This is a genomic window from Allocoprobacillus halotolerans (assembly GCF_024399475.1).
In the GTDB taxonomy this organism is placed as follows: domain Bacteria; phylum Bacillota_I; class Bacilli_A; order Erysipelotrichales; family Coprobacillaceae; genus Allocoprobacillus; species Allocoprobacillus halotolerans.
On record NZ_CP101620.1, the window covers coordinates 1040209 to 1053208 of the forward strand.

Annotated in this window: 17 protein-coding genes and 1 other annotated feature; of the genes, 10 read left to right on the top strand and 7 right to left on the bottom strand. The window is 29.3% G+C overall.

The features are described from left to right. Window positions 1-140: 140 nt before the first annotated feature. Both NMU03_RS06155 and NMU03_RS06160 read left to right on the top strand, forming a co-directional pair. Window positions 141-485 carry a hypothetical protein gene (locus NMU03_RS06155; protein ID WP_290141764.1) on the top strand — a complete coding sequence of 115 codons (345 nt, stop codon included), beginning with the start codon at window positions 141-143 and terminating at the stop codon, window positions 483-485. Beyond that, entirely contained in the window at window positions 482-745 is a 264-nt protein-coding gene (locus NMU03_RS06160) for a hypothetical protein (protein ID WP_290141765.1), read from the top strand. Before NMU03_RS06155 ends, NMU03_RS06160 begins: the two co-directional genes overlap by 4 nt. 375 nt (window positions 746-1120) lie before the next feature. Here NMU03_RS06160 and metG read toward each other — a convergent pair whose 3' ends face one another. Beyond that, on the bottom strand, window positions 1121-3043 hold the full coding sequence (gene metG, locus NMU03_RS06165; protein WP_290141766.1) for a methionine--tRNA ligase: 1923 nt from the start codon (window positions 3041-3043) through the stop codon (window positions 1121-1123). A gap of 36 nt (window positions 3044-3079) precedes the next feature. Next, window positions 3080-3279, bottom strand: a binding site (T-box leader). Between the two features lie 251 nt (window positions 3280-3530). Continuing rightward, window positions 3531-4358, bottom strand: coding sequence for a PD-(D/E)XK nuclease family transposase (locus tag NMU03_RS06170; RefSeq protein ID WP_290141767.1), 828 nt, complete (start codon window positions 4356-4358; stop codon window positions 3531-3533). Between the two features lie 275 nt (window positions 4359-4633). On the opposite strand from NMU03_RS06170, the gene NMU03_RS06175 reads away from it, so the two are divergent. From NMU03_RS06175 to NMU03_RS06195, 5 genes are all read left to right on the top strand, one after another. Further along, window positions 4634-4801 carry a hypothetical protein gene (locus NMU03_RS06175; protein ID WP_290141768.1) on the top strand — a complete coding sequence of 56 codons (168 nt, stop codon included), beginning with the start codon at window positions 4634-4636 and terminating at the stop codon, window positions 4799-4801. Window positions 4802-4901: 100 nt separating this feature from the next. Further along, window positions 4902-5360: a hypothetical protein gene (locus NMU03_RS06180; RefSeq protein WP_290141769.1), complete on the top strand. Its 459-nt coding sequence runs from the start codon at window positions 4902-4904 to the stop codon at window positions 5358-5360. A gap of 12 nt (window positions 5361-5372) precedes the next feature. Continuing rightward, a complete protein-coding gene (locus NMU03_RS06185; RefSeq protein WP_290141771.1) occupies window positions 5373-6542 on the top strand; it encodes an iron-containing alcohol dehydrogenase in 1170 nt (389 codons plus the stop codon). Beyond that, a complete protein-coding gene (locus tag NMU03_RS06190; protein ID WP_290141773.1) occupies window positions 6532-7902 on the top strand; it encodes an aldehyde dehydrogenase in 1371 nt (456 codons plus the stop codon). The genes NMU03_RS06185 and NMU03_RS06190 overlap by 11 nt, the downstream gene beginning before the upstream one ends. Window positions 7903-7976: 74 nt before the next feature. Beyond that, a complete protein-coding gene (locus NMU03_RS06195) occupies window positions 7977-8210 on the top strand; it encodes a TFIIB-type zinc ribbon-containing protein (RefSeq protein WP_290141774.1) in 234 nt (77 codons plus the stop codon). A gap of 125 nt (window positions 8211-8335) precedes the next feature. On the opposite strand, the gene tnpA is transcribed toward NMU03_RS06195, so the two are convergent. The 5 genes from tnpA to NMU03_RS06215 all read right to left on the bottom strand — a co-directional run bounded on the left by tnpA (window position 8336) and on the right by NMU03_RS06215 (window position 11767). Continuing rightward, window positions 8336-8854 carry an IS200/IS605 family transposase gene (gene tnpA / locus NMU03_RS06200; RefSeq protein WP_290141321.1) on the bottom strand — a complete coding sequence of 173 codons (519 nt, stop codon included), beginning with the start codon at window positions 8852-8854 and terminating at the stop codon, window positions 8336-8338. 235 nt (window positions 8855-9089) lie between these two features. Continuing rightward, window positions 9090-9476 carry a large conductance mechanosensitive channel protein MscL gene (gene mscL, locus NMU03_RS06205; RefSeq protein ID WP_353956663.1) on the bottom strand — a complete coding sequence of 129 codons (387 nt, stop codon included), beginning with the start codon at window positions 9474-9476 and terminating at the stop codon, window positions 9090-9092. A 69-nt stretch (window positions 9477-9545) separates the two neighbouring features. Continuing rightward, window positions 9546-10163: a polysaccharide deacetylase family protein gene (locus NMU03_RS17610; protein ID WP_353956664.1), complete on the bottom strand. Its 618-nt coding sequence runs from the start codon at window positions 10161-10163 to the stop codon at window positions 9546-9548. Window positions 10164-10258: 95 nt separating this feature from the next. After that, entirely contained in the window at window positions 10259-10975 is a 717-nt protein-coding gene (locus NMU03_RS17615; protein ID WP_353956665.1) for a hypothetical protein, read from the bottom strand. Between the two features lie 63 nt (window positions 10976-11038). Further along, window positions 11039-11767 (bottom strand): N-acetylmuramoyl-L-alanine amidase family protein, encoded by a 729-nt coding sequence (locus NMU03_RS06215; RefSeq protein ID WP_290141775.1) that lies wholly within the window; start codon window positions 11765-11767, stop codon window positions 11039-11041. Between the two features lie 288 nt (window positions 11768-12055). On the opposite strand from NMU03_RS06215, the gene NMU03_RS06220 reads away from it, so the two are divergent. The 3 genes from NMU03_RS06220 (at window position 12056) to NMU03_RS06230 (ending at window position 12985) form a co-directional block, all read left to right on the top strand. Then, window positions 12056-12376, top strand: coding sequence for an ABC transporter transmembrane domain-containing protein (locus NMU03_RS06220; RefSeq protein ID WP_290141776.1), 321 nt, complete (start codon window positions 12056-12058; stop codon window positions 12374-12376). A gap of 122 nt (window positions 12377-12498) precedes the next feature. Further along, window positions 12499-12708 carry a hypothetical protein gene (locus tag NMU03_RS06225; RefSeq protein WP_290141777.1) on the top strand — a complete coding sequence of 70 codons (210 nt, stop codon included), beginning with the start codon at window positions 12499-12501 and terminating at the stop codon, window positions 12706-12708. A 34-nt stretch (window positions 12709-12742) separates the two neighbouring features. Beyond that, window positions 12743-12985 carry a hypothetical protein gene (locus tag NMU03_RS06230; protein WP_290141778.1) on the top strand — a complete coding sequence of 81 codons (243 nt, stop codon included), beginning with the start codon at window positions 12743-12745 and terminating at the stop codon, window positions 12983-12985. Window positions 12986-13000 lie beyond the last annotated feature (15 nt).

Here is a 13000-nt window from a genome sequence, read left to right on the forward strand (position 1 = left end):
ATCATATAGTATAATGATTATAATGAATATTGATTTATGTACCTATTTTTAAATATAAAGTGAAATCTTAAAATCATATATTTATCAAAAAGAGTTCATAAAAAGATGTTATAATCATGTATATAAACGAGGTGAAATCAATGAATGATTTATTAGAAAGATACTTAGGGGCTGTATGTTCCTATTTCTTTGGTAGAAAACGTCAATTTGTTTATCAAGATTTAAAAAATCAAATCAGTCAATCTGCTCATCAATATGAAGATATGGAAGATTTATTAATGAGTTACGGACATCCTTTAAGTGTGGCTTATTCTTATGGTTATCGTCCTACCCTTTTTCATCGTTTTAATCCTCACATTGTAAACTTAATTGAAAAATTTGTCTTTTTAATTTCTGGTATCTATCTTTTTTCTCAACACTTTATTACCTTGAACAATTTGGATGTTTACCATTTCAATCAACTAATCATGTTGTTACAACAATGAATACATCTTCTCTTATTACGGCTTTGTTGTCATATCCTATTCTTACAATGATTGGTATTATTGCGATAGCTTTTACCATATTAGCTATCTTAGATAAAAAATATTCTATTTCTCAAGATTTAGACTTAAATTGGAATTTGGAAATTTTAGATCGTTTACCACATCCATCACATTATCCAAATCATAGCGTTGAAACCATCTTTATGCTTATCTTTATTATTTTCTTTATTGCTTATGCGATCTTTTTTCCAGTGATCTAATTATCAGAATCCAACATGAATCTTATCAAATGATTCATATGATGATTTATTTCTTTCAACCATTTATTATGATAATCATCTTTGATTATTTTATTGATATGACAAAAAAATATATACAAAAAAGTATTTAAAATATAGTTTTATTATTAATCTTTTTAATATTGTTTCACTTAGTGTCTTTGTGATTAATTCTCATTTCTTAAATAACTATTTATTACCTTATAATATGAATTTTGAATATATGCTTGTCAATGCCTTTATTATTATTGCTTTATGTTTTATTTATTTTATTTCTTTATATAAACTCTTTAGAAATATTAAATCTTATCGTTTCCTATTTAAAAAATAGACCTTAGCATACTAAGGTCTATTTCACTATCTAATCTTTGTTCCATTAGGTAAGTTTTCAACACTCACAAGTTCTAACATTTTTTTCTTAGAACCCGCTAAAATCATACCTTGAGATTCCACACCACGTAATTTTGCAGGTTTTAAGTTTGATACAACAATAACTTTTTTACCTATCATTTCTTCTGGTGTATAGAAATCTGCAATGCCACTAACAATTTGTCTTGTTTCTTTTCCAATATTAATTTGAGAAACTAACAATTTATCAGCATCAGGATGTTTTTCACATTTTTCAACTGTTCCAACAACCAATTCAATTTTCGCAAAATCATCAATTGTAATTTGATTATCATCTTGTTTTTCTTCTTTTTTTGCTGGTTGTAATGCATTGACTTGTTTTTCAACTTCTTTTGGATCAAGTCTAGCAAATAATTGTTGTGGTTTATCAGTCACTTTTGAACCTTCTTTATATAAACCAAAAGTTGTTAAATCTTGGAAAGTTCTTTGATCTGTATTGATTTGATTTAAGATCTTTGTTGAAGTTGAAGGCATATATGGTTCTAATGCAATGGCTGCAAAACGAATCGCTTCAATTAAGTTATATAAAACTGTTGCTAGACGATCTTTCTTGCTTTCATCTTTTGCAAGTGCCCAAGGCATTGTATCATCAATATATTTGTTTGTTCTTCTTAATAAGACAAAGATTTCATCTAAAGCTTTAGATGCTTTGAATTCATCCATATATTGTTGTACTTTTTGAGGCATTGCTAGAGCGATTTGTTTTAATTCTTCATCAACAGGTTCACTGACTTGTGGATTTGTCACAACACCATCAAAGTATTTATTTGTCATCGCAATTGTTCTATTGACTAAGTTTCCAAGAATGTTTGCTAAATCTGAATTAATGCGTTCTACTAATAAATCCCATGTAATACTTCCATCATTATCGTATGGAATTTCATGTAAAACATAATATCTTACAGCATCTACACCAAAAATACGTACTAAATCATCAGCATAAATAACATTTCCTTTAGATTTAGACATCTTGCTTTCCCCTTGTAATAACCAAGGATGTCCAAACACTTGTTTTGGTAAAGGAATATCTAAAGCCATCAACATAATTGGCCAATAAATCGTATGGAATCTAACAATATCTTTACCGATTAAGTGTAAATCAGCAGGCCAGTATTTTTTATAAAGTTCACCATGATTACCATCAACATCATAACCTAATCCTGTAATATAGTTTGTTAAAGCATCAATCCATACATAAACCACATGTTTTGGATCAAAATCAACAGGAATAGACCATTTAAATGTTGTACGTGATACACATAAATCTTGTAAACCTGGTTTTAAGAAGTTATTCATCATTTCATTTTTTCTTGATACAGGTTGAATAAATTCAGGATGTTCTTCAATATGCTGAATTAAACGATCAGCATATTTAGATAATTTAAAGAAATAGGCTTCTTCTTTTGCATCATGCACTTCACCACCACAATCAGGACATTTTCCATCAACTAATTGTGATTCTGTAAAGAATGACTCACAAGCTGTACAATATTTTCCTTCATAATGTCCTAAATAAATATCTCCCTGATCATATAATTTCTTAAAGATTTTTTGAACTTGTTTAATATGGTATTCATCTGTTGTACGCATAAAACGGTCATATGTTGTATCCATCATATCCCAGATATTTTTGACGATAGCTGCTTTTTCATCAACAAATTGTTTTGGTGCAATACCAGCTTCTTGTGCTTTTAATTCAATTTTTTGTCCATGTTCATCTGTACCTGTTTGAAAATAGACATTGTATCCTTCTTGTCTTTTACTTCTTGCAATAGCATCAGCTAAAATAATTTCATAAGTATTACCAATATGTGGTTTTCCTGAAGTATAAGTAATCGCTGTTGTTAAATAATAATCCTTTGGATCTTTCATTCATTTCTCCTCCTATTCAATAAAAAAACGCCCTTATAAAAGGACGTATTATACAGCAGTACCACCTTTTTTTATATCTTTCGATATACGCTCAAAACTTTAACGCAGTTAACGTTTATCTCTCACTATTCAAGATAACAGCTCCCAGCCCATCTTCATAAAAGTTATGTCCTGATTTCCACCAACCATCAGTTCTCTATAACGCCCTTTTAATCTCTGCTGTTCTTTGCCTTTGTTTTTACTATTAAACATTATCAAATATACTCATTATTGTCAACTTTTTATGTGCTTTATTTTAATATGCCAATATTATATAAGATTAAATAATACAGTTATGTCGTATTTTCTTTATTCAAATTATGAACACATATTTCATTAATTATATTTATCAAAATATTTAAGAAATAATAAAAATAATTTAAAGTGTATATTTATTCATTAACAAGCTATAACGATTATAACAGAGATACCGAAGTATCTTAGATGATTATGAATGAACCAACTGATAAAATTGATGATAACTCATATCTAAATGAATGTTATCTTCTATTTTTTCTATCTGTTTTTTATTACAATCTTTAACCCATTCAAGATCTTCATTTTTAAACTTATTTAATAAAATTTTCATAATTATTTTTAGTTTTCCTCGTTTTTCTCCACGTTTTTCTGCTTTTTTGTTTTCTTCTTCTACAAGTTTTTTTAGTTCTTTACACATTTTCTTTCTTCCTCCTTTTGTTTTTTTAAAATGACTTACTCTTTTTCTTAAGACTTTATAATGCATATTGTCCGGATCTTCACACATTAAATCATGCATCAACAACCCTAATGGACTTTCATCCTGTATACTCGCATTTAAATAAATGATATGTAACTTATCCTTAAACAAATCACCATTATCCATAGTTCTTTGAACATGATTAACAAGCTGTTTAGTATTAAATACATCCTTTTCACATATGAAGATAACATACATTTCAGATAGCTTATGCCATTTTTGCTTGGGATAGGACTTACTGCTATCAAGTATACTGGCATGATATCTCGCTCTTAGAGGCGTAGCATTTTCTATGCTTCGCTCCATTTCAATGTTGACAATCTTTCCATCACTAAGTGTAGCAACAATATCCATCCATATAGATCTACCTCCAAGATTCTTACGTTTATCTTCAGTTTTAAACTTTACGACTGAAACATCATCACCAAAGATAGTTTTAACCAAGAGCTCAACACATTTTTCGCTTCTAAACAAAACCTGCATGAACTCATTGTCAATAGGTCTAAGCTTTTCTAAAATATTTAAATATTCTTGATTCATTTTATCACCCCTTCTTTTAATTTTTATAGTTTCAATACTTTCAATATTTAAGGAATGATAAACAGGAATTAAATACCCTTCTATTATATATATACGCAAAAGTTTTCCATTTTTCTTTTTATTTCTATAAATTTGTTTAAAAAACTTTCTTTTCAAGACAAATATAGCACAATATTTGCTTATTGTAAATATTGTGCTATATTTCCATCTAACAAAGAGATATTATTAATTGTCTAGAATCGTGTTAATAAGTTTTTAAGTATAAGCTATTTTTTATGATTATTAAATTTCTGACAATTCAATCTCATTTGAAACAACATACAAGAATTAATAATGTTTTGGCTGTTGTGCTTATTATTATTTTAATGATAATTCATTTATACAAACAAGAAATACTATTATCAAATAATTTAATGCCCATGATTATTATAGAAACAGTATGAGAACTGAAAAAAATACATTGCAAAGAAGATAATGTAAAAATCGTTATTTTTTTACTCTCTTATTGAATAATGATATAATAAAGGTAAGGAGTTGAGCATTATGAAAAAATTGATTATTTGGGTTGTGATGCAGTTTTTATATCGAGGAATGAAAGTGTTGTATAAAGATGATTCTCGTATCAAAGAAGAATTAGATGGTTGGAAACAAGATAAAGTCTTAACTTTACAAGTCATGCATGGACCATCTATTACAATCAAGTACACATATCAAAAAGGATTACAGAAAGTCAAAAACGTAGAACCAGACATTTGTATAACATTTAAAAGTATTCAAACTGCTTTGCTTGTGTTTACAGGTATGATGAGTGTTAAAAGTGCTTATTTGGAACATCGTTTCTCCTTAAAAGGTGATGTGTTTGAAAGCATGAGATTTGTTCGTTGTGTTGATTTGGTTGAAACTTATCTCTTTCCACGTTTTATGACAAAACGCATTTTAAATCATCAAGAGAAAAAATATAAATCAACAATCATTACTTATATAAAAACTTTGTTTGCATAAGGAGGGAAAATTATGTATTTTGAATTTGTTAATAAAACAAAAGTATGTGCTGGAAAAAATGCTTTAAGTCAATTAGAATATGAATGCCAACAATATCATATGAAACATCCTTTGATACTCACGGATGATGTTTTATATAAATTAAAATATGTTGACATCATTACAAAACATTTAACATTAGAAATTAGTTTATTTACCAATATTCCTGTTGATTCATCTATTCATACAATTGAAGAAATCAAAGATTATTATATCAAAGAACAATGTGATGGTATCATTGCCTTAGGTGGTGGAAGTGTCTTGGACACTGCTAAAGGTGTGTATTTAATGCTTTCTCAAGATTGCCAATCGATTGAAGATATCCTAGGCTTTGAAGATATCCCACTTGGAAAAGATATTCCATTCTTTGCGATTCCAACAACAAGTGGAACGGGTAGTGAAGCAACATGTGTTGCTGTGGTTTCACATCCTGAAAAGAAAGTCAAACTAGAAATTATTTCACAACATATTCAAAGCCATGTTGCTTTTCTTGATCCTGTATTAACACAAAATTTACCTATTAAAACAACAGTTTCAACAGGAATTGATGCTTTAACTCATGCAATTGAAGCTTACACATGTTCACAAAAAAATCCTATTAGTGATGGTTATGCCATATCAGCTATCCGTACAATTTCACAAAATATTTTAGAAATCCTTGAACATCCAAAAGATGCTGATATTCGCTTAAATCTTGCTTTAGCTTCTTATGAGGCTGGTTGTTCTTTTTCTAACTCAATGGTAGGTATTGTTCATGCGATTGGACATGCTTTAGGGGCTGTTTGCCACATTCCCCATGGTGATGCAATGAGTATGTTATTAGTACCGTGTATGCGATATAACCTTGATGTTAATAAAGATTTATATGCTGATTTATTGTTATATCTTGGACAAATTGATTTGTATACACAAACACCTAAAGATCAATTAGGTGAAAAAGCTATCGATTATATTACATCATTATTACAAACATTACACGAAAAAGCTGCACTTCCTATTTCTTTACAAAGCATTGAAAACTTAAATGATAATATTGATGAAATCGTCGAAAAAGCATTAAATGATGGTGCTTTAATCGTCAACAATAAATATGCTTCAAAACAAGATATTCGCAATATATTGGAGGGTCATTATGGATATTAAAGAATTAGTTCAAACACAACGTCAGTTTTATCAAACACAATATACCAAAGATGTACAACATCGTATTCAAACATTAAAAGCTATGAAAACATGGATTTTAGAACATCAAAATCGTATTATAGATGCTTTAAAACAAGATTTAAACAAAGATGCAGTGGAAGCTTATATGTGTGAAATTGGTTTAGTTTTAAGTGAATTGAATTATCAGTTAAGACATATTAAAAAATGGAGTAAAAATAAATATGTATGGACACCTTTAGCACAGTTCTATGGCACAAGTTTTGAATCTTATGAACCATATGGTGTCACATTAATTATGAGTCCTTGGAATTATCCATTTATGTTATCAATTGAACCTGCTGTTGGTGCTATTGCAGCTGGTAATACTGTCATTATCAAACCAAGTGCCTATGCACCCCATGTTTCTCATGTCATTAAACAAATGATTGATGAAAGCTGTGATGAAAAATATGTTGCGGTTGTTGAAGGAGGACGTGCCCAAAACACTGAACTTTTAGAACAGCGATTTGATTATATTTTCTTTACTGGTAGTGTCAATGTTGGAAAACTTGTTATGGAAAAAGCGAGTCGTTATCTCACACCTGTAACTTTAGAATTAGGTGGCAAAAGTCCTTGTATTGTTGATGATGATAAAAGTTTAAAACTTGCAGCTAAACGTATTGCTTTTGGTAAATTTTTAAATGCTGGTCAAACTTGTGTTGCTCCAGATTATCTACTCATTAAAAGTGAATATAAAGATCAATTTGTACAATATATGCAAAATATCATTCATGAATTTTTTGGAGATCAACCACTACAAAACAAACAATTAATAAAAATTATTAACCAAAAACATTTTGAAAGACTTTCACATCTATTAGAAAATCAAGATATTGTCATTGGTGGACATAGTAATCCTGAAACTTTACAACTAGAACCAACTGTGGTTGATCATGTTGATGGAGATAATCCTTTGATGCAAGAGGAAATCTTTGGTCCTATTTTACCTATTTTAACTTATCAACATCTTGATGAAGCTATTAACTTTATTAATCAAAGAGAAAAACCATTAGCTTTCTATATCTTTTCACATGATAAGGCTGTTCAAAAGAAATTATTGAAACATTGTAGTTTTGGTGGTGGATGTATCAACGATACAATTATTCATCTTGCAACAAGCGAATTAGGTTTTGGTGGTGTTGGACATAGTGGTATGGGTGCTTATCATGGTAAAAAGAGTTTTGAAACTTTCTCTCACACAAGAAGTATTGTCAAGAAAGCAACTTGGATTGACTTGCCAATGCGTTATTATCCTTATAATTCATTCAAAGATAAACTTATTCGTATGTTTGTTAAATAATTTTACACAATCTTAACAATTTCTTTAGAAAATTATTGTATAATGAAACATATATAATGTTAGGAGGAGCAATTATGAAATGTCCAGTATGTAAAGATACTACATTATTAATGGCTGAAAAGCATGGTATCGAAATTGATTATTGTCCTGAATGTCGAGGTATATGGTTGGATCGTGGTGAACTTGATAAAATCATTGAAAGAGCATCAGATCAAAAAACATCATCTTCTCACAGTCATGTCAAATTAACTAAAAAGAAAAAAGGCTTTGGATTAACTGATATTTTAGAAATGTTTGGTGAGGAATAAAAACAACGCCTAAAAGGCGTGGTTTTCTCTGCGGCTATAAGCCTTTGTTACTTGCTCGCGTCTAAAGGCGCTGCTTTCACTTCGTTCAAGCTATCGCTTTTGACTCTCGCTATCCCTCAAAGGGATTATTTCTCTTTCTTAACTGTCTTTTTCTTTTTCTCCTGTTTTTTCTTCTCTTTTTCTATTTCTCTATCTTCAAATGGATTTTGATATTCTTTCACACTGAGTTTGTCCATCGCTATGTCATGTCGCTCTTGTTCCCTTATATATTTTGCGACCGTTGCATCATTCAATCCCACTGTGCTCACATAATATCCTTCTGCCCAGAAATGTCTGTTTCCATATTTATATTTCAGATTTGCATGTCGATCAAATATCATCAGTGCCGATTTTCCTTTTAGGTATCCCATGAATGATGATACACTTAATTTTGGTGGTATCATCACTAATATATGGACATGATCTGCCATCAGATGCCCTTCTATGATTTCTACTCCTTTATATCGGCATAATGTCCTTAATATCTCTCCTATGTCATTTCTTAGTTGATTATAAATCACTTTTCGTCTATACTTTGGAGTGAAGACGATGTGATATTTGCACATCCACTTCGTATGTGCCAAAGAATTTGTTTTTTGAGCCATACTTTATCACCTTTCCTTTCCTATAATGATAGCTTGAACACTTTCATTATAATGGAAAGGTGATATTTTGTATAACTTTTTATCGCTCCACCCGCATAGCAGGTGGTTTTTTGTTTCGCATACTTTGTATGCTCAACTGACTAAAGTCAATATATTCATACTAGTATGAATATTTAAAATAAAACAAGCTGTAAGAAAATTATTTTCTTACAGCTTTTTTATTATGCTATTTCATCTAATTGTGAAGTACAATTTGGACAACGTGATGCATCAATATGTACTTCAGATTTACAAAAAGGACAGATTTTTGTAGTTGGTTCAATACTTCTTCTTTTTTACCAATAGACATTAGTTTATTCATTGTTTTTAATAAGCAGAATAAAACAAAAGCCATGATAAGAAAATTCACAACAGAAGAAATAAACGCAGATGCAAATCCAGCAACATCTTTTAATGTATAAACTTGTCCTCCTGTCACAAGATTTAATATAGGATTAATAAAATTATCAGTTAAAGATGTAACAATCCCTGTAAAAGCACCACCTATAATAACCCCAATTGCCATATCAAGCATATTGCCACGCACAGCAAACTGCTTAAATTCATTCATGAACTTTTTCATACTCTTTCCTCCATTTTAAAAAGCATATCATATTTTTTAACAAAAACAAACAAAAAGAGCCATTTGGCTCTAATTGTTAACACCGTGATGAGGTGTAAATGATGTATCATCAATACCTTTAAAAGCATATCCAAGTTTTTGATAATGTTCAATAATCTTTGGTAATGCTTCGACAGTCGTTGTTTTTGCTCCTGTATCATGCATTAATAAGTTAATATTTTTCGCTTGACTTGATGTTCCATTTTTAACCAATAATGAAACTGCCCTTCTATTCCCTTGAGCATCTGTTGAATCAGCATTCCAATCATAATATTGATAACCTCTATTTTGAACTTCTGTTACTAATGTTGACATGATTCCTTTACAGTATTTTGCTGATGTTGTATTAGAACTTCCACCAGGGAAACGAATATACTTAGGTACAAAACCAATTTGTTCTTTAACCATTTGGCCAAGTTTATCTAAATCTTTAAAATAAGCATCAACTGAAGCATAAACTTCATCATATTTATGGCTATATGTATGTAATGCTATAGTATGTCCTTTTTCATAAGCTTCTTTGATATACTTATTGTATTTTTGTCCATTTCCTGTCACAAAGAATGTTGCCTTGACATTATACTTGTCTAAAACATCTAAAATCTTCTTTGTATTTTCAGATGGACCATCATCAAATGTTAAATACATAATTTTTTCATTAGATGCAGGAATAGCTTTCGCAACAACTTTCTTTAAAACATTAATTTTTCTTGTAAAAGATGCTGAGTTTCCACTACGATCTGTTACTGTATACTTAACTGTATATGTTCCTTCTTTTTTAAGTTAACATCACTTGAATCAACTTTAATTTCAGGTTTAGGATCACGATTATCTTTAGCAGTTAAACCAGATAAATAATCCACTTCTCCATTGACCTTTGTTGTTAAATCATGTAAACCTGTCAATTCAGGTTTTTCTGTATCTTTAACAATATTAACTTCTATTTCTTTTTCTGTCTTATTTCCAGCTTCATCTTCCACAACAACCGTCATTTCTTGCTTACCTTCTTTAGTAAAATCATAATCTTTTTTAAAGTAAGCTTTTGTCTTTGTCACATCTTGAATATCTGAAACAACATCTTCAATATCAACTTTCATACCTACATCAATATCTAAATTTTTCGTTTTAAAAGTTGGAGCTTTTGTATCCACAACATGTACAGATAAACTATATTCTTTACCATCTAATATATATTTTATCTGATATTCGCCTAACTTCTTTGTATTGACTTGACTTGAATCAACTTTAACATCACTCTTTTTGTGATTACCATTAATCTTTTCAATATATGTTAATGGATCATCAGCAAGTTTTTCATTAATTTCTATATTTACAGGATTATTTTTAAATTGAACAAGAGGTTTGTTCAACATTTTAAATACAAAAAACATAATAACCACAATACATAGAACACCTATCAATAATATTAAATTTCTTTTTACATTTTTCTTTAATTTCATACATCTGACACCTTTCCTTGTCATCAATCTTATCAAATAGTTTTGAATTTTTTGTGGATATTTTTACTGATTTATATTATTTTGTGATGAATTGTCCAAAAGATGAGTTTGTACTTCTTCAATAATTCCTTTTGCTATAGTTTCTCCCATTTTCTGTAATTTTTCATCATCACTTAAATAACTATAATCATTTTTATTATTTAAATATCCTAATTCAATTAATACTGATGGTACTGTATTATCTCTTAATACTTGTAAAGATTTTCCACCATCTAGTATTCCTCTATTTTTTGAATAATTCAATGTTTCAATACTTTTTCCTATATTTTGTGCTAAACTCTCACTCTCATCATTCTTTTTATAAATTTCAAATCCAGAGACTTCATCAGATTCTTCATAGGAATTGACATGAACTGAGACAAAGTAATTAGCCTGATATGTTTCACTCATCGCAGCTCTTTTCTTTAAATCCTCTATCTTATTATTAGATAGCGAAACATCACTTTCTCTTGTAAACACAGCTTTAATATCAGCATCTTCTAATACTTGTCCTATTGCTTTTGATGTTTTAAGCGTAATATCTTTTTCTAGCACATTTCCCACATTAGCACCTGGATCCCAATCACCATGTCCAGGATCAATCACAACTGTCGCAATATAAGTCTTTTCTTTTTCGGGTTCGACTTCTACAACTTCTTCTTTTTGTACTTCTGGCGCTAATAAAGATGCAATTGTATGGAATGCCCATGTCACTCCTTTATATATACCAAAACCTATTATCAATGCAGTCACACATATAATAATGACTCTATCTTTTCTTAATTTTCTCTTTTTCTTGCCACATCATCACATCCTTCTATAATCGTTGTTATTTTATCATTTTTTGTCATATAATCAAATAAATATTCCTATTTTTATTACTTTTTTATCATTCTCTTTTTCAGTCCACTTCAAGAATATTATAATTTGGTTATGGTGAATTAATGAGGTGAATAGAATCATGAAACAAACACTCAAAAAATATATAAATTGTTAGATTCAAAACAAAAAATAAACTTTCTTATAATTCTATTGATTATGATGATATCAACAATTTTCACACAAATTACACCTAAAGCTATTGGGTGGTTGACTGATGATATTCTATTACAAAACCAAATTGATTTTTATAAAGTGATTCCTATTCTTCTTGTTATTTTAGTTGTTAATATTGTGAATCATTTGATTATTATTTTAAGGCGAATCATTGTTGAAGATACTGCAACTCAAACTGAGAAAAAAGCTAGAAACCTTGTTATATCTTCTTTACTGAAAGCCCCTTTAACATATTTTAAAGAAAATATGACAGGACATATTCATGGTAGATTGAACCGTTGTTTAGAAGGAACTGTAAAATTATAAAAATTAATTTTTATGGATTTTGCTCCTGCCATCTTTAATAGTATTGCTGCTATTATTGTTATATTTACAACTTTACCTATCACTTTATCATTATTGTTATTCCTATTGGTGTTGCGATTGTAATGAGACAAATCAGTATACAAAAAGGAAATCGTGTAGAATTATTGGAAACAAAATCAGCTATGGATGGTTCTATTGTTGAATTATTGAATGGTATCGAAGTTATTAGAATGACAAATAGTCATCATTTAGAGGAACAAAGATTTGATAAAAAGTCAGAATTTTTAAGAGCAAAAGAAATAAGACATCATATCCAAATGGCAAAAATATGATAGTTTTAAATTCTTAAATGAAGCATTTTTTACAGTGTTTATGATTGGTATTTCAGCCTATCTTGCAACTCAAAATGTTATCTGTGTAGGAGCTGTGTTGACATCATATCTTTGTTTTTCTCAATTAATCAAACCATTGGAAGAATTGCATCATATTTTAGATGAATTATCTGAAAGTTCAATCTTAGCTCAAGATTTCTTTAAAATAACTGAAATCCCTCATGATTTTCTTATGATCTTCTTCCACCATCAAAAACTTATTAAACATCTTCAATAATTTGCATCCAACATT